General features: G+C 65.9%; 26 protein-coding genes and 1 tRNA gene. 19 read left to right on the top strand and 8 right to left on the bottom strand.

Features of this window, described 5'->3' with window-relative positions:
* Positions 1-10 precede the first annotated feature (10 nt).
* Together EOD43_RS02555 and EOD43_RS02550 are read right to left on the bottom strand one after the other, a co-directional pair.
* Positions 11-1,138 (bottom strand): M14 family metallopeptidase, encoded by a 1,128-nt coding sequence (locus EOD43_RS02555; protein ID WP_127740799.1) that lies wholly within the window; start codon positions 1,136-1,138, stop codon positions 11-13.
* On the bottom strand, positions 1,135-1,731 hold the full coding sequence (locus tag EOD43_RS02550) for a DUF4136 domain-containing protein (protein ID WP_240653052.1): 597 nt from the start codon (positions 1,729-1,731) through the stop codon (positions 1,135-1,137). Before EOD43_RS02550 ends, EOD43_RS02555 begins: the two co-directional genes overlap by 4 nt.
* Before the next feature lie 189 nt (positions 1,732-1,920).
* On the opposite strand from EOD43_RS02550, the gene ykgO reads away from it, so the two are divergent.
* From ykgO to EOD43_RS02535, 3 genes are all read left to right on the top strand, one after another.
* Positions 1,921-2,046: a type B 50S ribosomal protein L36 gene (ykgO, locus tag EOD43_RS02545; protein ID WP_003046794.1), complete on the top strand. Its 126-nt coding sequence runs from the start codon at positions 1,921-1,923 to the stop codon at positions 2,044-2,046.
* A 53-nt stretch (positions 2,047-2,099) separates the two neighbouring features.
* Complete coding sequence (locus EOD43_RS02540; protein ID WP_127740796.1) at positions 2,100-3,554, top strand: cobyric acid synthase; 1,455 nt, start codon at positions 2,100-2,102, stop codon at positions 3,552-3,554.
* 110 nt (positions 3,555-3,664) lie between these two features.
* Complete coding sequence (locus tag EOD43_RS02535; protein WP_127740794.1) at positions 3,665-3,871, top strand: hypothetical protein; 207 nt, start codon at positions 3,665-3,667, stop codon at positions 3,869-3,871.
* Here the strand turns inward: EOD43_RS02535 and EOD43_RS02530 are convergent.
* Both EOD43_RS02530 and EOD43_RS02525 read right to left on the bottom strand, forming a co-directional pair.
* Positions 3,868-4,050 carry a hypothetical protein gene (locus tag EOD43_RS02530; RefSeq protein WP_127740792.1) on the bottom strand — a complete coding sequence of 61 codons (183 nt, stop codon included), beginning with the start codon at positions 4,048-4,050 and terminating at the stop codon, positions 3,868-3,870. The two genes, EOD43_RS02535 and EOD43_RS02530, sit on opposite strands and share 4 nt — an antisense overlap.
* 10 nt (positions 4,051-4,060) lie before the next feature.
* Positions 4,061-4,789: a Crp/Fnr family transcriptional regulator gene (locus EOD43_RS02525; RefSeq protein WP_127740790.1), complete on the bottom strand. Its 729-nt coding sequence runs from the start codon at positions 4,787-4,789 to the stop codon at positions 4,061-4,063.
* Positions 4,790-5,008: 219 nt separating this feature from the next.
* Here EOD43_RS02525 and EOD43_RS02520 point away from each other — a divergent pair, with 219 nt between their 5' ends.
* From EOD43_RS02520 to EOD43_RS02505, 4 genes are all read left to right on the top strand, one after another.
* A complete protein-coding gene (locus EOD43_RS02520; protein WP_127740788.1) occupies positions 5,009-5,260 on the top strand; it encodes a DUF6894 family protein in 252 nt (83 codons plus the stop codon).
* Between the two features lie 34 nt (positions 5,261-5,294).
* A complete protein-coding gene (locus EOD43_RS02515; RefSeq protein ID WP_127740786.1) occupies positions 5,295-6,014 on the top strand; it encodes a Crp/Fnr family transcriptional regulator in 720 nt (239 codons plus the stop codon).
* A gap of 94 nt (positions 6,015-6,108) precedes the next feature.
* Entirely contained in the window at positions 6,109-6,900 is a 792-nt protein-coding gene (locus EOD43_RS02510) for a hemerythrin domain-containing protein (protein ID WP_127740784.1), read from the top strand.
* 10 nt (positions 6,901-6,910) lie between these two features.
* Entirely contained in the window at positions 6,911-7,144 is a 234-nt protein-coding gene (locus EOD43_RS02505; RefSeq protein ID WP_127740782.1) for a hypothetical protein, read from the top strand.
* Positions 7,145-7,213: 69 nt separating this feature from the next.
* Here EOD43_RS02505 and EOD43_RS02500 read toward each other — a convergent pair.
* Positions 7,214-7,288: transfer RNA gene (locus EOD43_RS02500), tRNA-Gly, on the bottom strand.
* Between the two features lie 184 nt (positions 7,289-7,472).
* On the opposite strand from EOD43_RS02500, the gene EOD43_RS02495 reads away from it, so the two are divergent.
* Both EOD43_RS02495 and EOD43_RS02490 read left to right on the top strand, forming a co-directional pair.
* Positions 7,473-8,369 (top strand): tetratricopeptide repeat protein, encoded by an 897-nt coding sequence (locus EOD43_RS02495; RefSeq protein ID WP_127744585.1) that lies wholly within the window; start codon positions 7,473-7,475, stop codon positions 8,367-8,369.
* A gap of 17 nt (positions 8,370-8,386) precedes the next feature.
* On the top strand, positions 8,387-9,013 hold the full coding sequence (locus EOD43_RS02490) for an LON peptidase substrate-binding domain-containing protein (RefSeq protein ID WP_127740780.1): 627 nt from the start codon (positions 8,387-8,389) through the stop codon (positions 9,011-9,013).
* Here the strand turns inward: EOD43_RS02490 and EOD43_RS02485 are convergent.
* Positions 9,007-9,204: a PspC domain-containing protein gene (locus EOD43_RS02485; protein ID WP_127740778.1), complete on the bottom strand. Its 198-nt coding sequence runs from the start codon at positions 9,202-9,204 to the stop codon at positions 9,007-9,009. The genes EOD43_RS02490 and EOD43_RS02485 overlap by 7 nt on opposite strands.
* A gap of 24 nt (positions 9,205-9,228) precedes the next feature.
* Positions 9,229-9,384, bottom strand: a complete 156-nt coding sequence (locus EOD43_RS23500) for a hypothetical protein (protein ID WP_164857059.1) — start codon at positions 9,382-9,384, stop codon at positions 9,229-9,231.
* Positions 9,385-9,666: 282 nt separating this feature from the next.
* On the opposite strand from EOD43_RS23500, the gene EOD43_RS02480 reads away from it, so the two are divergent.
* From EOD43_RS02480 to ribH, 6 genes are read left to right on the top strand one after another with little or no spacing between them, the layout of a single operon-like run.
* The gene (locus tag EOD43_RS02480; protein ID WP_127740776.1) at positions 9,667-10,305 is read left to right on the top strand and encodes an energy transducer TonB; all 639 of its coding nucleotides are present in this window, start codon (positions 9,667-9,669) and stop codon (positions 10,303-10,305) included.
* Positions 10,306-10,350: 45 nt separating this feature from the next.
* The gene (locus EOD43_RS02475) at positions 10,351-10,677 is read left to right on the top strand and encodes a hypothetical protein (protein ID WP_127740774.1); all 327 of its coding nucleotides are present in this window, start codon (positions 10,351-10,353) and stop codon (positions 10,675-10,677) included.
* On the top strand, positions 10,674-11,654 hold the full coding sequence (gene ribD, locus EOD43_RS02470; protein ID WP_276318183.1) for a bifunctional diaminohydroxyphosphoribosylaminopyrimidine deaminase/5-amino-6-(5-phosphoribosylamino)uracil reductase RibD: 981 nt from the start codon (positions 10,674-10,676) through the stop codon (positions 11,652-11,654). Before EOD43_RS02475 ends, ribD begins: the two co-directional genes overlap by 4 nt.
* A gap of 4 nt (positions 11,655-11,658) precedes the next feature.
* On the top strand, positions 11,659-12,276 hold the full coding sequence (locus EOD43_RS02465; RefSeq protein WP_127740770.1) for a riboflavin synthase: 618 nt from the start codon (positions 11,659-11,661) through the stop codon (positions 12,274-12,276).
* 47 nt (positions 12,277-12,323) lie between these two features.
* Entirely contained in the window at positions 12,324-13,616 is a 1,293-nt protein-coding gene (ribB, locus tag EOD43_RS02460; RefSeq protein WP_127740768.1) for a 3,4-dihydroxy-2-butanone-4-phosphate synthase, read from the top strand.
* Positions 13,616-14,038: a 6,7-dimethyl-8-ribityllumazine synthase gene (ribH, locus tag EOD43_RS02455; protein ID WP_127740766.1), complete on the top strand. Its 423-nt coding sequence runs from the start codon at positions 13,616-13,618 to the stop codon at positions 14,036-14,038. The genes ribB and ribH overlap by 1 nt, the downstream gene beginning before the upstream one ends.
* A gap of 133 nt (positions 14,039-14,171) precedes the next feature.
* Here ribH and EOD43_RS02450 read toward each other — a convergent pair whose 3' ends face one another.
* On the bottom strand, positions 14,172-15,254 hold the full coding sequence (locus tag EOD43_RS02450) for an alkene reductase (RefSeq protein WP_127740764.1): 1,083 nt from the start codon (positions 15,252-15,254) through the stop codon (positions 14,172-14,174).
* 102 nt (positions 15,255-15,356) lie between these two features.
* Here EOD43_RS02450 and EOD43_RS02445 point away from each other — a divergent pair, with 102 nt between their 5' ends.
* The 4 genes from EOD43_RS02445 to feoB are packed head-to-tail and all read left to right on the top strand — an operon-like array spanning position 15,357 to position 19,087.
* Entirely contained in the window at positions 15,357-16,247 is an 891-nt protein-coding gene (locus EOD43_RS02445) for a DMT family transporter (protein ID WP_240653051.1), read from the top strand.
* 10 nt (positions 16,248-16,257) lie between these two features.
* On the top strand, positions 16,258-16,920 hold the full coding sequence (locus EOD43_RS02440; RefSeq protein WP_127740760.1) for a COQ9 family protein: 663 nt from the start codon (positions 16,258-16,260) through the stop codon (positions 16,918-16,920).
* 44 nt (positions 16,921-16,964) lie between these two features.
* Positions 16,965-17,228: a FeoA family protein gene (locus EOD43_RS02435; protein WP_127740758.1), complete on the top strand. Its 264-nt coding sequence runs from the start codon at positions 16,965-16,967 to the stop codon at positions 17,226-17,228.
* Complete coding sequence (feoB, locus tag EOD43_RS02430; RefSeq protein WP_127740756.1) at positions 17,225-19,087, top strand: ferrous iron transporter B; 1,863 nt, start codon at positions 17,225-17,227, stop codon at positions 19,085-19,087. The genes EOD43_RS02435 and feoB overlap by 4 nt, the downstream gene beginning before the upstream one ends.
* Positions 19,088-19,096: the final 9 nt, after the last annotated feature.

Below are 19,096 nucleotides of genomic sequence, written 5' to 3'. Positions count from 1 at the left end.
TTTCGGCGCTTCAGCGTGTCGGAAGCGCGTCGAGAATCTCATGGAGCGCGCCCAGGCACTCGGCGCCGAGCCGCTTGGAGCGCTGATCGGACCAACCGAAATCGGCGTCGGGCAGGTCGTCATTGTCCTTGAATGGCATTTCCAGCGTCGCCGCGACGCAGCCGAAGCGGTTGGCGAGCTGGTTGGTCGACATCGACAGGTTCGCCTTGCCTGGTGCCGCGACATGATAGCCGTGCTTGGTCTGGAAATCCGGCGTGCGACGCGCGAGCGTGTCGCGGAACAGGTGGAACGCCTTGCCCTGCGCGTCGGTCCAGTTCGGAATGCCTTCGAAGCCCGCGATGAAGACATAGGGGATCGTCTCGTCGCCGTGGACGTCCATCGCGAAATCGACGCCGGTTTCGTCCATCCGCCGGAGGACATGGAAGACTTCCGGGCTCTGTTCGATGCTCGGCGCATTCCATTCGCGGTTCAGGTTCACGCCTGCCGCATTGGTGCGCAGATGGCCGCGGCGCGACCCGTCCGGATTCATGTTCGGCACGATGTGGAAGGTCGCGCGCTGGCGCAGCGATCGCGCGACCGGATCATGCGCGTCGATCAGCTTTTCGAGCGCACCCTCCATCCACCATTCGGCCATCGATTCGCCGGGATGCTGGCGCGCATAGAGCCACACCTGTTTCGGCCCCTCGCCCAGCGTGAGCAGATCGATATCCTGCCCGTCGAGCGTGCTGCCGAGACGTTCGTGGGTGACGCCGGGGGCGCTGGCGATCCGCGCGACCAGATCGTGATGCCGCTCCATCGCATAAGGCGCGAAATAGGCGATCCACACCGAATCGGCGGCCGGCGTGAAGGCCAAAGTCAGCGTGCCGTTCGCGTAAGATGTCGGCACGCGATGCCATGCCTGCCGATCGGATGAGACGGCGGCGGCATAATTCTCCCACCCGCCGACATAGGCCGATCCGCCCGCATTGGTGATGCGCAGGCTGACGGCTTCGCCCTTCGCGCCGGTCAGGCGGAAGTGGAACCACTGGTAGAAATCGGACTGGTGATCCTTGCGGATTTCCAGATCGAAGCTGGCGCCGTCCTGCGAAAGGACGACGATGTTGCCGCTGTCGAAGTCGGCCGAAATATGGGCTGTCATTTCACCGTGATAGTCTCGCCCGACTTACCGGGGAAGTCCCGGAACAATGCGGTGGCGAGCGTGCGGACCTGCGCCTCGGGCGCCGCTGCTGCCGTGCCCGAGCGCGCGCCGGTCTGCGCGCGGCCTTCCCAGATCACCGTCCCTTCGGAGCGGCGCTTGAGCTGGATCGACAGTTCGGTGATGTCTTCATAATTCTGCTTGGGCTTGCCGACGGGGAAGCTGACCCCGCCGCCCAGACCGACCCCGCCGCCGAAGCTGCCGCCGCCCAGCCCGATCGAAATCGGCGAACGCGCCTGGCCGATCGGCTGCGAATAGCGGCGCACATCGGCGACCGCGACCAGTTCGGACTTGGTGAGATCGCGCGCCGTGCCGAAGCCCAGCCGGGTCAGTTCGCCCTGGATGATGCTGGCATAGGATTGGAACTCCAGATCCTTGGCCAGCGTGGGATCGCGCGGTTCGACCACGACTTCGCCGGGTGCGATCGGCTGATCGAGGTGGAAGCGGGTGACGCGCGTCTGCGGCGTCTGCGCGGCGCAGCCGGCCAATATGAGGGCGCCGCCAACGGCGATCAGGGTGGAACGGACAGCGCGCATGAGACAACCTTTCGGCAAACGCAGACGATCGAAACGCATCAACAACGGTCTGGCTGCTCTGTTCCGGCTGCACCGTCAATGAACGGATGCGCCCGAATAGAGGGCCAATCCGCTTGACTCTCCATTTGCCGCCGCATATCGGGGCGCCTCGTTTTCACAGCATCACAGAAAAGACAGGCACGTCACGCCATGAAGATCCGCAACTCGCTCAAGTCCCTCAAGGACCGTCATCGCGACAATCGCGTGATCCGTCGTCGTGGCCGCACCTATGTGATCAACAAGACCAACCGCCGCTTCAAGGCGCGCCAGGGCTGATTTCAGCTCTGCTGGTCTCGGCCGCCGAATTGATTCGGGCGGCCTGATCTAAAATGCCGGCTTTGATGCTCCAGGGCACCGGTTCCGACGTTGGAAAGTCGGTGCTGGTGGCCGGGCTTTGCCGTGCATTGGCGAACCGTGGTCTCTCGGTTCGGCCTTTCAAGCCACAGAACATGTCGAACAACGCCGCCGTCACCATCGACGGGGGCGAGATCGGCCGCGCGCAGGCGCTGCAGGCCGTCGCGGCGCGCACGCCGCTGCACAGCGACATGAACCCGGTGCTGCTCAAGCCGCAGGCCGACCGCACATCGCAACTGATCGTCCACGGCAAGGTGCGCGGCACGCTGGGCGCCGCCAACTTCCGCGAGGCGCGCCGCCCGCTGCTGGGCGAAGTGCTGGCGAGCTTCGAGCGGCTCAAGGCGCAATCCGACATCGTCGTCGTCGAAGGCGCGGGATCGCCCGCCGAAATCAACCTGCGCGCCGGCGACATCGCCAATATGGGATTCGCGCGCGCGGCCGACGTTCCCGTCATATTGGTGGGCGATATCGATCGCGGCGGGGTGATCGCGTCGATCGTCGGCACGAAGGCGGTGATCGATCCCGAGGACGCCGCGATGATCCGCGGCTTCATCGTGAACAAATTCCGGGGCGACCCTGCGCTGTTCGCCGACGGCTATGCCGCGATCGAGGCGCGGACCGGCTGGCGCGGTTTTGGCCTCGTCCACTGGCTGCCCGCCGCCGCGCGCCTGCCGAGCGAGGATGCGGTGATTCTCGAACGGCGGCACCTGAGCGGCAATGGCCGCAAGCTGATCGCCTGCCCGATCCTGCCGCGCATCGCCAATTTCGACGATCTCGATCCGCTGCGGCAGGAGCCGGGGGTCGAACTGGTCATGGTCCCGCCCGGCCAGCCGATCCCGGCCGAGGCAGCCCTGATCGTCCTGCCCGGATCCAAGGCGACGATCGCCGACATGGCCGCGCTGCGCCAGCAGGGCTGGGATATCGACATCCTCGCCCATCGGCGGCGCGGCGGCGCGGTGCTGGGGCTGTGCGGCGGCTATCAGATGCTGGGGCGGCGGATCGCCGATCCCCACGGCATCGAGGGCAAGCCGGGCGCGATCGACGGCCTCGGCCTGCTCGACGTCGAAACCGTGCTCGAACCCGTCAAGGCGTTGCGCGAAGTGGCCGGCGAAGCGCTGGGCGCCGCTTTCGACGGTTATGAGATGCATATGGGCGTAACCGGCGGCCCTGACGCCGCCCGCCCCTTCGCGACTCTGAGCGACAACCGGGCCGAGGGTGCGCAGGATGCGGCCGGCCTCGTGCTGGGCAGCTATGTTCACGGGCTGCTCGCCGCCCCCGGCCTGCGCGGCGCGCTGCTCGACCGGATCGGCGTGGCCGGTTCGATGCACGATCATCGCGCGATCGTCGACGCCGCGCTCGACGAGATTGCGGCCACGCTGGAGGCGCAGATCGACATCGACGGGCTGCTGGACCTCGCTAATCGAGGTTAGGACGATTTCGCGCGCCAGCGAATTGTAAACTGCCTATCGTTCTGCGTGTGAACAATGTGAGCCTGGGCGCCTTGGAGGGCGATTCGGTTCGGCCAGTCTTTCGCGGATCGGTGGACGGGCTCCTCTTTGCAGTCGAATTCGACAGCAGCGCGCTCATCAAGCTCAGCCAGGGCCAATTCGGCGAAGCGCGGATCGCAGCGCTGGAAAATCAGCGGGGTCGTGTGCGCGCAGCGGCGCAGGCGCTCTACGACAATGGATTCCTGAACGACGCGACGGACGATCCCCGCCTCGTCATCTCCGCACTCGATATCGTCTAGTCTGCGGCGGCCTGCCGCTTCGCCTCAGCCGCGGCGGCGATCAGGCTTTCACCCAGCCGAATCGCGGCCTCGGGGCTGAGCGTGGCCGCCAGGCCCGGCGGGCCATCGAGAATCACATGCCCCGCCTCGGCACTGGCCACCGCAACATCGGCCGCAGGCGGCGATTTGGCTTCGTTCATCGTGCACCTCCTAATCCGAGCGTGCAGGGCTCTCATCGAGATAGAGATAGGCATCGTCGAACTGCCCCCTGGCGGCGAGCAGATCGGGTCGCAGGATTTCTACCAAGGAAGACCGGTAGGTGCATATGCCTTCTTCGCGCAGCTGGCGAAGAATGCGGTTCACATGGATGCTGGTGACACCGCAGATTTCGGCAAGATCGTTCTGCGTCAGATCGAGCTGGAAGCGGCGCCCGTCGCTCAGCCCCACCGCCTTCAGCCGCGCATTCGTCTCGCACAGGAAATGCGCGAGCCGACCCATCGCGTCGAGCCGCCCCAGCCGGAACAGCCAGGCGCGGTGCATCGCGGCGTCGAGCAGGGTCGCGAACCACAATTTGCGCGCCAGATCGGGGCTGTCGGCGGTGAGCGCGCGAATCCTGTCGTGCGGCACGATCGCGACCTTCGCCTCGGTCAGCGTCGCCACATCATGTTCAAGCGATTTGAGCGCATAGCTATGCAGATCGACGAAATCGCCGGGCACATGCAGCGCCACCAGCTGCCGCAGCCCATCGCGATCGTCGATATAGCGGCACATCGATCCTTCGACGAGCAAGGCGCACTGGCGCACCGCGACACCCGCCTCGATCAACACCGTGCGCGCGGGAACCGACCGGACCTCGCTGATAGCGGCTTCGATCGCCGCCCGCTCCTTCGGATCGAGGACGACGTCGCGCCGCCCCTTCAACAACCTGTCCGTCAACATATTCGGCAAAGCGCCCCCAAAAGGTGCGCGGACCATCCTGCCCCCAGGTGCCCGCTCCCAATCGATGGCGAAGCTGTATCCGGGTCGCGTCCATTTGCGATTGCCCTAGATTAATTTGGAAAAATGATTTGCAACCCAGCCGTCACACGCGGGTTTTTGCGTATCAGATCAACCGTCTGGCGATCATGTTCGCCGGACCCGACGGGAGGATATCCCGCAATGCCGCGTTTCTTCTTCCATGTCTTCAACGGCAATGGCGAAACCCATGACGATGAAGGCGTCGAACTTGGCAGCCTTGAGGAGGCCCGGGCCCAGGCGGTCACGGGCATAAGATCGATCCTGCGCGACGAAGTGGCGCATGGCAGGCTCGATCTGGGCGGCGTGCTGAAAGTGGCCGACGAAAACCAGCACGTCCTGTTCGAAGTCCGCTTCGACGAAGTGATCGATATACGTAGTGGTCCTTCCGCGTGACGATCCCTACACACGGGACGAAGGATCCGCTCCGATGATCGAACGCCTCCTGCTCAAGCTCCGTCGCCGCCATGAGGTCAGTGCCGAGGAAGAGGCCGTCCTCCGCCGGATCGCGCAGCCGATAAAGCAGGTTCCCGCCCGCACGGTGCAGATCCGCGAGGGCCAGCGGATCGATTTTTCGACCCTGCTGATCGAAGGCCTGATGGGCCGTTACAAAGATATGCGCGACGGCCGGCGGCAAATCAGCGCGCTCCACATCAGCGGCGACTTCCTCGACCTGCACAGCTTCATGCTCAAGCGGCTCGACCACGACGTCATGGCGCTGACCGACTGTACCGTGAGTATCGTGCCGCATGAGGAGATCGAATGGATAACCGAGGAGCATCCGCGCCTCGGCCGCCTGTTCTGGTTCGAAACCAATCTCGATGCGGCGATCCATCGCGCGTGGGAGGTTTCGCTGGGCCGTCGCAGCGCGCTGGCCCGCACCGCGCATCTGTTCTGCGAACTGTACGTCCGCATGAAGATCGTCGGGCTGACCGACGATCGGGGATATGAATTCCCGCTGACGCAGATCGACCTTGCCGAATGTCTGGGCCTCACATCGGTCCATGTGAATCGCGTGCTCAAGGAATTGCGCGAAAGCGGCCTCGCCACCTTCCGCAGCGGCCGCGTCGACATCGACAATTTCGAAAAGCTCCAGCGCGCCGCAGAGTTCGACGCCGACTATCTGTTTGTCGATCCCGGCCCCGCCTGATCTATCGCGCTAACCTGCATCAAGCGCAGGCGAAACGACCGGAACTGGCCGATGGAGCATGGGTTCAGCCTCCCAATTTCCAGGAGGCTTGTCCATGACCGAGACCACCACCGCCCGCCGCAAGGCCACCGCGCCCAAGGCCGCGCCGCGCGCCCGCCGCGCCAAGCCGGCGACCGCCGCCGCCAAGATCGCCAGCATCACCGCGCCGATCGCCGAAGTGAGCCACGAGGCGGTCGCCTCGATCGAAAAGGCGGCTGACGCCGGCGCCAAGCGCGCTCGTCGCACCACGACCCGCACGCGCCGCGCCGTCACGGGCATCGCGCGCGATGCGAGGCAGGCGGCGTCGGGCCGGACGGCGGGGCTGGTCGGCGCGGCCGCCATCGGGCTGGTTGCGGGGCTGGCCGCCAATCTGGGCCGCAAGGTGATCGTGCAGGCGCCGACCGCCCTCGCCGGTGACTGGCTGGACGGTGTGAAGGCCGACCATAAGCTCGCCCTCTCGCTGTTCGACGCGCTGGAGAAGACCGGCGACCGCGAAACCGGCAAGCGCACGACGCTCCTCACCCAGCTTGCCCATGCGCTGGGCAAACATGCCTTCATGGAAGAAAACAGCCTGTATCCCGCGCTGCGCGAATGGGGCGACAAGGCTGACGCCGACAAGCTCAACCACGATCACGGCTATGTGAAACAATATCTCTACGAACTCGACGCGATGGCGAAGGATTCGTCCGGCTTCCTGTCGAAGGTCAGCGCCTTCCGCGCCGATGTCGAGGCGCATGTGCGTGAGGAGGAGGAAGCGATCTTCCCGAAGCTGCACGCCGCGCTGGGCGACGCCGGCAATGCGAAGCTCACCGCCGTCGCCAACAAGGAAGGCTTCAAGCTCGCCTGAGGAGGCTGTGATGGAAGACGGACATGTCGTGACCGGTGAAATCGCGAAGGCCGACGCCGATCGCCTCGCCAATGCCGGTGGTCGCCCAGGCGCGGCGGCGAAAGGGGGAGCAACACCGCAGACGGACGATCCCGTCGATCCCGCCCGCGCCACAGCGCGTGAGGCGGACGACGATTCGGAGATGCGCGCTTCCGGCTTCGGCGACCACAAGGGCGAGGATATGGGCCGCGACGGCAAAGGCTGAACCCCGGCCGCCGGTGCGATCGCACCTATCCTAAACCTGATCGGAAAGAGCGATCCCATAGTGGATCGCTGGAGCGGGCGAAGGGATTCGAACCCTCGACCCCAACCTTGGCAAGGTTGTGCTCTACCCCTGAGCTACGCCCGCTCTGGCGCTGACCAGCGGGCGAACCCGCTGTGTGAGGCGCGGCGTTTAGCGTGGGTGTTTGAGGTGCGCAAGCTGATTCGGCAGGAAAAATGCGCAAGGTTGCAACCGCCCTTGGCATGGCGGATATGCGCCCCACATTCAGTGCGATGAACGATCGGGAGACGAGCAGGTGGCGACCCTGGGTATGAGCGCGGCGGACAAGGAGGCGATCGAGGCGTTCAAGCGCGATATCGTCGAACCTTCCATGACCTCGCTCGTGATCGTCGATTTCTGGGCCGAATGGTGCGGGCCGTGCAAACAGCTGACCCCGGTGCTCGAAAAGGTCGCCGCCGATTATGCCGACAAGGGCGTGATCCTGGCGAAGATCAACGTCGACGAGCAGAAAATGATCGCGGCGCAGTTCCGCGTCCAATCGATCCCCACCGTCTATGCGATGTTCCAGGGGCAGCTGGTCGCCGATCTGACCAATGCGCGCACCGAGGGGCAGCTGACCCAGATGCTCGACCAGATTTTGCGGCAGTTGCCCGTCGAAAGCACGGCCGGGCAGCTGGCGCAGGATATCGCCCCGCTGATCGCGATGGGCGAGGAGGTGCTGGAGGCCGGCGACGTCGAACGTGCGCTTTCGGTGTTCAGCCAGATCGCCGAGATGGCGCCCGACAATCCGCAGGTGCTGTCGGGCCATGCGCGCGCGCTGGTGGCCGCGGGGCAGATCGATGCCGCCGACGCGCTGCTCGCCGATCTGCCGGCCGACATCGCCAAGGATGCTGCAATCGCGCGCGCCCAATCGGCGATCGCGCTGGCGCGGGAGGCGACCCCGGTCGACGACCTCGATCCGCTGCGCGCGCGCATCGCGGCCAATCCCGACGATCATGAAGCGCGCTACGAACTGGCGGGCGGCCTGATGGCCGCGAACGACCGCGACGGCGCGGCCGATCAGCTGCTCGAAATCATCGCGCGCGATCGGACGTGGAACGAGGATGCGGCGCGGCAGCGGCTGCTCAAGTTGCTCGAAGTCGTCGGCCTTGAGGATCCGTGGGTCCGCGATCAGCGCCGGCGCCTCTCGGCGATCCTGTTCACCTGAGGCCGAGGAGCGGGGCGATGGCGACGCGGACGGGGCAAAGGCTGTCGATCTTTCCGCTGACGGGGGCGCTGCTCTTTCCGCGCAGCTTGTTACCGCTCCACATTTTCGAGCCGCGCTATCGCGCGATGGTGTCTGACGCGCTGGCCCGCGACCGGCGGATCGCGATGATCCAGCCGCGCGACGAGGCCGAACCGCCGCGCCTGTTCGACGTCGGCTGCATCGGGCATATCCGCGAGGTGAAGAGCCACGACGACGGGCGGTTCGACATCATCCTGGAGGGGATCAGCCGCTTCCGCATCCTGCGCGAACTGGACGTCACCACGCCCTTCCGACAGGTCGAGGGCGATATCAGCGGCTTTGCTGACGCCGAGGAGCCCGAGCCGCTGCCGAGCATCGTGCGCGCGGCCGTGGAGCAGGAGGCGCGGCGCTTCGCCGATGCGCGGGGCTATGCGATCGACTGGACGTCGGTAAGCCGGCTCGACGACGAAACCCTCGTGAACGCGATCGCGCAGATCGCCCCCTTCGATCCCGCCGCCAAGCAGGCGTTGCTGGAGTCGGTATCGCTGGACGAAAGGGCCGAGCTGCTAACCCAGTTCCTCGGCTTCTTCCGTCGCAACGACGACGATGACGCCACGCTTCAGTAGCGGATGGCGGGGGCGATCAGACCCACGAGCAGATAAAGCAGGATCGTCGAGCCGACGCCGCACAGCGTGAGCAGCACGGTCGCGATACGGATCCACGTCGCGTCGACGCCGGTGAAGTCGGCGAGGCCGGCGCAGACGCCCATGATCTTGCCGTCGGTCTTGTTGAGGCGGAAACGGTTGGAAGCGTTCATGGCAATTCCCCTTCGCGGGTGGAGTTAGAGCAGGGCCACGCGGCTGGCGGCGGCGGGCGCCGAAGCGGTGGCGTTGGCCGGGCCGATCGCGGCGGTCAGGCAGGCGAGGCTGAACAGCAGGCCGCCGCCCAGCGCGATCAGGATGCGCTTCGTATCGCTCATCTCGTTGGTGCGGGTCATCGTCTGTCTCCTTCATCTGCCGGTCGCCGCGGCGGCCGATGCCGAAGGGATTGCATCAGCCGTGCCAACTTTCGTCTAAGCCGGTTTTGCTGGGAATTTTCCGATATTCTCTCGATAGCGGCGCCGCATCATCCCCAAGATTTGGGAAATTACGCCACTGATATGGCAAAGGCCGCCAATCGTTACGGCGAAAGATTTTGGCGCGCTATAGGATAGGTGACGCTGTATCATTTTCTTCGGCGAACCGCGGAGACATGCGGCCGCCAGGAGAAGGAGATGGTCATGCACAGTGAAGGCTTTCTCGACACCCGTACCAAAGGCAGCAAGACCGGCCTTGCGATCGTCATCGCCGGGCACGCCGCCGCCATCCTCGCGCTGGCACTGGTAAAGACCGAGGTCATTCGTCCGCCGGTCTTCATCGACACCGGCACCTACACCGTTCCCCCCGAGACGATTCCGCCCGAAAACCCGCCGCCCGCGCGCAAGGAGGCCGAGACGCCCCGCGCGACGACCCCGACGATCGTCGAACTGCCCCGCCTGTCGCAGACCGACATCCTGGCCAAGCCGATCGATCCGCCGTCGAGCGGCGTGACCGACGTGGTGATCCCCACCCAGACCGTGATCGCCGAACCCGTCTTCGTCGAGGCGCGGATGGATCCGGCCGCCGCCGGCCGCTTCCAGCCCGATTATCCCGCCGCGATGGCGCGTGCGGGGACCGAAGGCTTCGCAACGGTCCGCATCCTGATCGGCACCGACGGGCGCGTGCGGCAGGTGGTGCAGGTCAACGCGACCGATCCCGCCTTCTTCGCGGCGACCGAACGGCAGGCGCTGCGTTACTGGCGGTTCCGCGCCGCCACGCGGGATGGCGTCGCGACCGAAAGCTGGCGGACGCTGACGGTGCGTTTCAAGCTGGTCGAATAAGCCGGTCTAGCGCGCGGCGGGGGATCGCCCTATCTTGGGCGACCTATGGCGATCCCCCGTCCTTCGCGCCCGAGCGCACTCCTGGCCGACTTCAAGGCGTTCCTGAAAGGCGATCAGCGGCACAAGCTGCTGTTCGGCATTCTGGCGATCATCATGCCGTGCATCATCATCGCCGGCTTCTATCATGACTCGCTGCTCGCCAAGCCGCAAAAGCGGATGATCTACGTCCAGCTCTACAAGCCCGACCGCACCGACGCCGAGATCGAGAAGCAGAATATCGCCGACCAGAAGATCCTCGACGCCAAGCGCGAGGAACGGCGCAAGCAATATCAGCGGCTGGCCGACCGGCTCGGCATCGACACCAAGAATTGAGCAAGCCGGCTGATGATTCGCGCTGGATGGCGGCCGCGATCGCGCTGGCCGGGCGCACGCGCGGGCTGACCGCGCCCAATCCCAATGTCGGTTGCATCATCGTGCGCGACGGCCGCGTGATCGGGCGCGGCTGGACCCAGCCCGGCGGCCGCCCCCATGCCGAGGCGGCGGCGATCGCCGATGCCGGCGGCGATATTGCCGGGTCGACCGTCTATGCAACGCTCGAGCCCTGCGCGCATGTGTCGGAGCGCGGCCCCGCCTGTTCCGATCTGCTCGCGGTGGCGCGCCCGGAGCGCGTCGTGATCGGCGCGGGCGATCCCGATCCGCGCACCAACGGCCAGGGCGCCGAACGGCTGCGCGCCGCCGGGATCGCCGTGACCGAAGGCGTCGAGGCGGCGGCATGCCGCGCATCGATGGCGGGTTTCCTGACGCGCCTCGCAACCGGGCGGCCGCAGGTGACGCTGAAGATGGGCCTGTCGATCGACGGCGGCCTCGCGATGGACGATGGGCGCAGCCGCTGGATCACCGGCCCGGCCGCGCGCGCCCACGCCCATGTCGAACGCGCGCGCCACGAACTGATCCTCGTCGGGCGCGGCACGCTTGCCGCCGATGCGCCGAAGCTCGACGTCCGCGTCGCCGGACTGGAGGCGCGCAGCCCCCGCCCCGTTTTGCTGAGCGCGCACGCCGAGGGATTACCCGAAGGCTGGCTCCACATCGCATCGCCGAACGACATCGCATCGCTGCCCGGCGATCATCTGATGGTCGAGGGCGGCGCGGGTGCCGCCGCCGCCTTCCTGTCCGCCGATCTGATCGATCGCCTGGCTGTCTATCGCGCGCCGATCCTGATCGGGGCGGCGCGGACGCTGGGCGATATCGGCCTGACCGATCTTTTGCAGGCGCATGGCCGCTGGCAGATGGTTGACATGCGCGCGCTGGGCGGCGACCGGCTGGAAATCTACGAGAGGCGGCGGAGCTAAGGCCATGTTCACCGGAATCATCACCGATGTCGGCACGATCGCCGCGGTCGAGCAGCGCGGCGACCTGCACGTGCGGATCGAGACGATCTACGACACCGCATCGATCGACATCGGCGCATCGATCGCCTGTTCGGGCGCGTGCATGACCGTGGTCGAAAAAGGGCCTGGCTGGTTCGCGGTCGACGTCAGCGGCGAAAGCGTATCGCGCACCGCGGCGAATCGCTGGACCGCGGGCACCCGCCTGAACCTCGAACGATCGCTGCGTGTCGGCGACGAACTGGGCGGCCACATCGTCACCGGCCATGTCGACGGAATCGGCACGATCGCCGCAATCGGCGAGGAAGGCGATTCGCACCGCTTCGAGATTTCCGTGCCCGCCGACCTTGCCGGCTATCTGGCGGCCAAGGGATCGGTCGCGATCGACGGCATCTCGCTGACGGTCAACAGCGTGACCGATCAGGCGGACGGCACCACGCTGATCGGCCTCAACATCATCCCGCACACCGCCAGCGTCACGACTCTGGGCGGCGCGACGGTCGGCGGGCAGGTGAATCTCGAGATCGACATCCTCGCGCGTTACCTTGGCCGGATGGAGCAATTGAGAAATCACATTCGAGTGTGATTTAACTCTTGAGGCGATCACATTGCGGGTGTAATCGCCTCCCCACCATGAGCACCACCCTGATCGAGCGCATCCGCGCCGCCGTCTCGGACGGCAATGTCTCCCGCTCCGGGCTTGCCCGCGCGGCCGGCCTCCACCCCAATTCGCTGCGCTCGCTCGACGAGCCCGATTGGAACCCGACGGCGGACACGCTCAAGAAGCTCGAAGCCTATCTGTCGCGACCGGGCCTGACCCCGATCGAGGACATCATCAACGAAGCGCGCAACGGGCGCATGTTCATCCTGGTCGACGACGAGGATCGCGAGAATGAGGGCGATCTGGTCATCCCCGCGCAGATGGCGACCCCGGATGCGATCAACTTCATGGCCAAGCACGGCCGCGGCCTGATCTGCCTGACGCTGACCAAGGATCGCGTCGAACAGCTCGGCCTCGATCTGATGAGCCGCAACAACGGCACCCGCCACGAAACCGCCTTCACCGTTTCGATCGAGGCGCGCGATGGCGTGACCACCGGCATTTCCGCCGCCGATCGCGCGCGCACCGTCGCCGTCGCGATCGATGCGTCGAAGGGGCCGGAGCATATCGTGACGCCGGGCCACGTCTTCCCGCTGATCGCGCGCGATGGCGGCGTGCTGGTCCGCACCGGCCATACCGAGGCGGCATGCGACGTCTCGCGTCTCGCCGGGCTCAACCCGTCGGGCGTGATCTGCGAGATCATGAAGGACGACGGCACGATGGCGCGCATGCCCGACCTGATCGAGTTCGCGCAGACCCACGGGCTGAAGATCGGCACGATCCGCGATCTGATCGCCTATCGCCGCCAGCACGACCACCTTGTCGAGAAGCGCGCCGAGGGCAAGTTCACCAGCCGCTGGGGCGGCGAATGGAACGCCATCACCTATTACAACAAGGCGACCGGCAGCGAGCAGGTCGCCCTGGTCAAGGGCCGGATCGATCCCGATGAGCCGACTTTGGTGCGCATGCACTTCTCCGGCTCGCTCTATGATCTGTTCGGTGAGACGGGTTCGCGCGGCGCGCTGATCGAACGATCGATGCAGGCGATCGCCGAACATGGCAGCGGCGTGATCGTCGTCGTCAACTCGCCCGACGAAAGCTGGCTGACCCGCGCGGTCCAGTCCCACAGCAAGGGCGGTGACGATACGCCGCCGGCGCAGGACGTGATCCGCGATTATGGCGTGGGCGCGCAGATTCTGACCGAACTGGGCGTGCAGGACATGATCCTGCTGACCAACACGCACCACAGCCTCGTCGCGCTCGACGGCTACGGCCTGTCGATCGTCGGCGAACGCCCGATCCCCAAGCTCGACGGAGTGAACTGATGGCCAAGATCCTGATCGTCGAGGCGCGTTTCTACGACCATTTGAACGACCTGCTGATCGAAGGCGCGCGCGCCGCGATCGAGGAGGACGGGCACAAGCATGAGACGATCACCGTCCCCGGCGCGCTCGAGGTGCCCGGCGCGATCGCGATGGCGGCCGAGAGCGGGCGCTATGACGGCTTCGTCGCTTTGGGCGTCGTGATCCGCGGCGAGACCTATCATTTCGAAGTCGTCTCGAACGAGAGCGCGCGCGGCCTGATGGCGCTGACGATGGACGGCATCGCGATCGGCAACGGCATCCTGACGGTCGAAAACGAAGCGCAGGCCCTCGCCCGCGCCCGTATGACCGAGAAGGACAAGGGCGGCGAGGCCGCCAAGGCCGCCCTCACCATGCTCCAGCTGCGCGAGCGGTTCGGGGCGTAACGCTCAATCCTCCCCGATACGGGGAGGTGGCGCCGAAGGCGACGGAGGGGGCTGGCCGCAGGCGCTGCGCCAGCCTCTTGCCCCCTCCACCATCCTGCGGATGGTCCCCCTCCCCGTTCCGGGGAGGATTTAATCAGGCCGCGTCGACTGTCGGCCAATCCGAATAGCCGGCCGCGCCTTCGCCATACCATTGCGCCGGTCCGGACGGAATCATGGGCAGACCGCGCGAAATGCGCGCCGGCCAATCAGGACTGGTGATGAATGGCCGGCCGAAAGCGATCGCATCGGCATCGCCGCGATCGAGCGCCGCCTGTGCGCTGTCTGCCGTAAAATCCGAATTGAGGATCAAAGGCCCCTTGAACGCCTTGCGGATCACGGGGTGGACCGGCGCGCTGCTCGGCTTGCCGAAGGTGCCGTCGGGACCGGGCTCGCGCAGTTCGAGGAAGGCGATGCCGATATCGGACAGTGCGGCCGCTGCCGCTTCGAACAAAGGATGCGGATTGCTGTCGTCGGTGCCCTGCGAATTACCGTTAGGCGACAGGCGAATGCCGGTCCGTTCCTTGCCGACAGCATCGGCCACCGCCTGCGTCACTTCACGCATCAGGCGGATGCGGTTCTCGATCGATCCGCCATAGTCGTCGGTGCGCGTGTTCGCCGAATCGCGCAGGAAGCTGTCGATCAGATAGCCGTTCGCGCCGTGGATCTGGACCCCGTCAAACCCGATCGCGATCGCATTCTTCGCCGCCTGCACATAATCGGCGATGATGCCGGGAATCTCGTCGATCTCCAGCGGGCGGGGTGCCACGAAATCGAAACGCCCCTCATAGGTATGCGCCTTGTCGGGCGCCGCGATCGCCGAGGCCGCGACTGGCAGTTCGCCGTCCAGGAAATTGGGATGGACCATCCGGCCCATATGCCAGAGCTGCGACACGATCCGCCCGCCCGCGTCGTGGACCGCCTTCACGATCGGCTTCCACGCCGCGATCTGCTCATCGGTCCACAGGCCCGGCGCATTTGGCCAGCCCATGCCCTGCCGGCTGATCCCGGTCGCTTCGGATATGATCAGCCCGGCCGAAGCGCGCTGGCGATAATAGTCCGCCATCACCGGGGTCGGAACATGATTGCGCGTCGAGCGGGCGCGCGTAAGAGGGGCCATGAAGATACGGTTGGGCGCTTCGATGGCGCCGAGTTTGATCGGATCGAACAGCGTGGGCACGGGGCAATTCTCCATTCATGCTGCGACGCAAGTTAGGATGATGTCGGCCCGATGCACGGGGGCAAGGAAGCAAGAATAGCTGATCCCGCCGATAGATCGGCTGTGGTCGCGCGCGCCTTCGCGGCGATGGTGCTCAGCAATGTGTGCCTGGCGTTCGGCCCCGTAAGCGTGCGCCTGGCCGCCGCTTATTCGGATATCGGGCCGGTGACGTCGGCCTTCTGGCGGCTCGGCCTCGCCATCCCCGTCCTGTTCGTGCTGACCCGCGTGATGCGCCAGCCGATCCCGCGCATGGGGCGCGGCATGGTGCTGATGCTGCTGACGGGCGGGCTGTTCTTCGCGGCCGATCTGGGCAGCTGGCATGTCGGCATCCTGCAGACGCGGCTGGCCAACGCCACCCTGTTCGGCAACATCACCACCTTCACCTTCGCGATCTACGGCATGATCGTCGCGCGTGCCTTGCCGTCGCGGATGCAGGGGATTGCGATGGCGCTGGCCTTTGGCGGGGTCGGGCTGCTGCTCGGCCGCTCCTACGAACTGTCGCGCGAATATCTGGTGGGCGATCTGTTCTGCATCTTCGCGGGGCTCAGCTATACCGGCTATCTGATCGCAATGGGCAAGGCGCGGGGCATATTGCAGCCGATGCCCGCCTTGTTCGTCTCCACCCTGGCCGGCGCGGTGCCGATGCTGTTCGCGGCGCTGGCGATGGAGGGCAAGCTGATGCCCGATGCATGGTGGCCGGTGCTGGCACTCGCGATCGGCAGCCAGGTGATCGGGCAAGGGCTTCTGATCTACGCGATCGGCCATCTGCCCCCGCTGATCATCGCGCTGGGCCTGCTGATCCAGCCGATCGTGTCGACCGCGCTCGGCTGGGAATTCTATGGCGAGAAATTGGCGATGTTCGACTGGATCGGGGGCGCGGCGATCTGTATCGCTTTGATCCTCGTGCGCCGAGGCGAACGGCCGGCCGTGGCCAAGCCGGCCCAGCCAGTCTAAAGATAGAAACATGATCGCACCCATCGACATGACCCTCGACGAACTGCGCGAGGCGCTGGCCGAAAAATTGCCCGCCCATGCGGTGTTCGACGGGTGGAGCGAGGCCGCGCTGACGGCCGCCGCCGCCGAACTCGGCGTGCCTGCCGATCGCGCGGGCCTGTGCTTTCCCGGCGGCGCGATCGAGATGATCGACGCCTGGTTCGCCGCGATCGATCGCGCGATGGCCGCCGAATATCCCGCCGATCGGATCGCGACGATGAAGATCCGCGAACGCATCCGCGCGCTTGTGGGCTTCCGGATCGCGCAAGGATCGGCACATCCCGACGCGCTGCGCCGCGCGCTCCAGATCCTTGCCAAGCCCAACAATGCGAAGCGCGCCGCTAGCCTTGGCTGGCGCGCCGCCGATGCGATGTGGCGCGTGGCGGGCGATAGCAGCGCCGACTTCGCCTGGTACACCAAGCGCACGACGCTCTCGACGCTCTACGCCACGACGATGATGGCGTGGATGGACGACGACAGCGAAGGCTTTGCCGACACCTATGCCTTCCTTGATCGCCGCATCGACAATGTGATGCAGTTCGAGAAGCTGAAGGCGCAATTGAAGCCCGATCCCGATCGGCATTTCAGCGTCGCGCGCTTCCTGGGTCGCTTGCGATATCGGCTCGCGGAATAGGATTTGCTGGCGCGGCCAGTCAGCTGTTGATAATGGTTCGCAGCATGACGTCCGATGCTCCCGTTACCCTCGACCAGCTTCCCATCAGTGACAAAGGCGCGATCCGATCGATCGACTGGTCGCTGCTGTCCGAAAAGGACGGGCGCCGCCTGCGCGAACTGGGCGTCGATGAGGGCGTGACGGTGGAAAAGCTCCACAAAGGACCGTTCGGGCGCGATCCGATCGCCTGCCGGATCGGCCGCATGACGATCGCCCTGCGCAGCGCGCAGGCCGCCGCGATCCTCGTGGAGCCGGCGTCGAAATCATGAACCACACGCCCCTGATCGCGCTCGTCGGCAACCCCAATGCCGGCAAGAGCGCCCTGTTCAACGCGCTGACCGGCGCCCGCCAGAAGGTCGGCAATTATCCCGGCGTCACGGTCGAGCGGAAATCGGGCCGCTTCTCGCTGGAAGATGGCCGCCCGGTCGAATTGCTCGATCTGCCCGGTACCTACAGCCTCGAACCGTCCAGCCCCGACGAAGCCGTCACCCACGACGTGCTGCTGGGCAAGCAGGAGGGCGAGCGGCTGCCCTCCGCACTCGTCGTCGTCATGGACGCGAGCAACCTCGACAACCATCTGCGCTTCGCACTGCAGTTGATCGCGCTGGGCCTGCCGACCGTCGTCGCGCTCAACATGATCGACATGGCCGAACGCGATGGCCTGAAGATCGATACGGCGAAGCTTTCGGCCGAACTCGGCGTGCCGGTGATCCCGACCGTCGCGGTGCGCAAGCGCGGGATCGACCAGCTCAAGATCGCGGTCGGCGAGCTGGCGACCACCGGGCCGCGCATTGCGGGCGGCGATACCGCCGTGCTGCATGAGGATATCGTCGGCCTGCAGCGCCGCGCGCGCGCCATCGCGGTCGCCGCGACCACCGAGGAAAGTTTCCGCCGCCGCTGGACGCATCGCGCCGACGCGGTCGCGCTCCACCCGATCATCGGGCCGATCCTGCTCGCGACGATCCTGTTCGTGATCTTCCAGGCGGTGTTCAGCTGGGCGAGCGTGCCCGCCGACATGATCGATGCGGGTATTTCCGCGCTGGGCGAGTTCGTCGGCGATGCGATGCCCGAGGGCTTCCTGCGATCGCTTATCGTCGAAGGGCTGATCGCGGGCGTCGGCGCGGTCGTCGTCTTCCTGCCACCGATCCTGATCCTGTTCTTCTTCATCCTGCTGCTGGAGGCGACCGGATATATGGTCCGCGCCGCCTTCATCATGGATCATCTGATGGCGCGCGTCGGCCTGTCGGGTCGCGCCTTCATCCCGCTCCTTTCCAGCTTCGCCTGCGCGATCCCCGGCATCATGGCGACGCGCACGATCGACGATCCCAAGGACCGGTTGACCACGATCCTGATCGCGCCGCTGATGACCTGTTCGGCGCGGCTTCCCGTTTATGCCGTCGTGATCGCCGCCTTCATTCCGGAGCGCGACGTGGGGCCGGGCATCGGCCTGCAGGGGCTGGTGCTGTTCGGTCTCTACATTGCGGGCGTTCTGGGCGCGATGTTGGCCGCCTATGCCCTGCGCCGCACCGTCACTAAGGGTCCGCCGCCCGGCTTCATGATGGAAATGCCGAAATATCAGGCGCCAGCGGTGCGCGACATCGCGCTGGGCCTGTGGACCCGCGCGCTGATATTCCTGAAGCGCGCGGGCACGATCATCGCCGCCACCACCGTCGTCCTGTGGCTGCTCGTCTCCTATCCCAAGCCGCCCGCCGATTATGATCTGCCCGCCATCGATTATTCGATCGCGGGGCGGATCGCCAACGGCATCACGCCGATCGTCCGCCCGATCGGCTTCGATCGCGACATCGTGCTGGCGCTGATCCCGGCAATGGCCGCACGCGAAGTCGCCGTGTCGGCGCTCGCCACCGTCTATGCGATCACCGATAGCGATGAGGAGGCGCAAGAACGCTCGCTCGTCGATCGGCTGCGCGGACGATGGCCGCTGCCGACCGCGCTCGCCTTCCTCGTCTGGTTCGTGTTCGCGCCCCAGTGCATCTCGACGATCGCGGTCGTAAAACGCGAAACGAACGGCTGGAAATGGACCAGCTTCATGCTCGCTTATCTCTTCGCGCTGGCATACGTCGCCGCAGGCGCTACATACTGGGCCGCTACAGCTTTGGGCCTTTAGGAGATTAGA

The organism is Sphingomonas crocodyli, from assembly GCF_004005865.1.
Classification (GTDB): domain Bacteria; phylum Pseudomonadota; class Alphaproteobacteria; order Sphingomonadales; family Sphingomonadaceae; genus Rhizorhabdus; species Rhizorhabdus crocodyli.
The sequence above is the reverse complement of the archived record's forward strand: the minus strand, read 5'-3'. Positions and strand labels throughout refer to the sequence as shown.

What these genes read in the sequence shown, in the direction of transcription:
- EOD43_RS02555 (WP_127740799.1), bottom strand. Translation starts at nt 1,138, where the DNA reads ATGACAGCCCATATTTCGGCCGACTTCGACAGCGGCAACATCGTCGTC.
- EOD43_RS02550 (WP_240653052.1), bottom strand. Translation starts at nt 1,731, where the DNA reads ATGCGCGCTGTCCGTTCCACCCTGATCGCCGTTGGCGGCGCCCTCATA.
- ykgO (WP_003046794.1), top strand. Translation starts at nt 1,921, where the DNA reads ATGAAGATCCGCAACTCGCTCAAGTCCCTCAAGGACCGTCATCGCGAC.
- EOD43_RS02540 (WP_127740796.1), top strand. Translation starts at nt 2,100, where the DNA reads ATGCCGGCTTTGATGCTCCAGGGCACCGGTTCCGACGTTGGAAAGTCG.
- EOD43_RS02530 (WP_127740792.1), bottom strand. Translation starts at nt 4,050, where the DNA reads ATGAACGAAGCCAAATCGCCGCCTGCGGCCGATGTTGCGGTGGCCAGT.
- EOD43_RS02525 (WP_127740790.1), bottom strand. Translation starts at nt 4,789, where the DNA reads ATGTTGACGGACAGGTTGTTGAAGGGGCGGCGCGACGTCGTCCTCGAT.
- EOD43_RS02520 (WP_127740788.1), top strand. Translation starts at nt 5,009, where the DNA reads ATGCCGCGTTTCTTCTTCCATGTCTTCAACGGCAATGGCGAAACCCAT.
- EOD43_RS02515 (WP_127740786.1), top strand. Translation starts at nt 5,295, where the DNA reads ATGATCGAACGCCTCCTGCTCAAGCTCCGTCGCCGCCATGAGGTCAGT.
- EOD43_RS02510 (WP_127740784.1), top strand. Translation starts at nt 6,109, where the DNA reads ATGACCGAGACCACCACCGCCCGCCGCAAGGCCACCGCGCCCAAGGCC.
- EOD43_RS02505 (WP_127740782.1), top strand. Translation starts at nt 6,911, where the DNA reads ATGGAAGACGGACATGTCGTGACCGGTGAAATCGCGAAGGCCGACGCC.
- EOD43_RS02495 (WP_127744585.1), top strand. Translation starts at nt 7,473, where the DNA reads ATGAGCGCGGCGGACAAGGAGGCGATCGAGGCGTTCAAGCGCGATATC.
- EOD43_RS02490 (WP_127740780.1), top strand. Translation starts at nt 8,387, where the DNA reads ATGGCGACGCGGACGGGGCAAAGGCTGTCGATCTTTCCGCTGACGGGG.
- EOD43_RS02485 (WP_127740778.1), bottom strand. Translation starts at nt 9,204, where the DNA reads ATGAACGCTTCCAACCGTTTCCGCCTCAACAAGACCGACGGCAAGATC.
- EOD43_RS23500 (WP_164857059.1), bottom strand. Translation starts at nt 9,384, where the DNA reads ATGACCCGCACCAACGAGATGAGCGATACGAAGCGCATCCTGATCGCG.
- EOD43_RS02480 (WP_127740776.1), top strand. Translation starts at nt 9,667, where the DNA reads ATGCACAGTGAAGGCTTTCTCGACACCCGTACCAAAGGCAGCAAGACC.
- EOD43_RS02475 (WP_127740774.1), top strand. Translation starts at nt 10,351, where the DNA reads ATGGCGATCCCCCGTCCTTCGCGCCCGAGCGCACTCCTGGCCGACTTC.
- EOD43_RS02465 (WP_127740770.1), top strand. Translation starts at nt 11,659, where the DNA reads ATGTTCACCGGAATCATCACCGATGTCGGCACGATCGCCGCGGTCGAG.
- ribB (WP_127740768.1), top strand. Translation starts at nt 12,324, where the DNA reads ATGAGCACCACCCTGATCGAGCGCATCCGCGCCGCCGTCTCGGACGGC.
- ribH (WP_127740766.1), top strand. Translation starts at nt 13,616, where the DNA reads ATGGCCAAGATCCTGATCGTCGAGGCGCGTTTCTACGACCATTTGAAC.
- EOD43_RS02440 (WP_127740760.1), top strand. Translation starts at nt 16,258, where the DNA reads ATGATCGCACCCATCGACATGACCCTCGACGAACTGCGCGAGGCGCTG.
- EOD43_RS02435 (WP_127740758.1), top strand. Translation starts at nt 16,965, where the DNA reads ATGACGTCCGATGCTCCCGTTACCCTCGACCAGCTTCCCATCAGTGAC.
- feoB (WP_127740756.1), top strand. Translation starts at nt 17,225, where the DNA reads ATGAACCACACGCCCCTGATCGCGCTCGTCGGCAACCCCAATGCCGGC.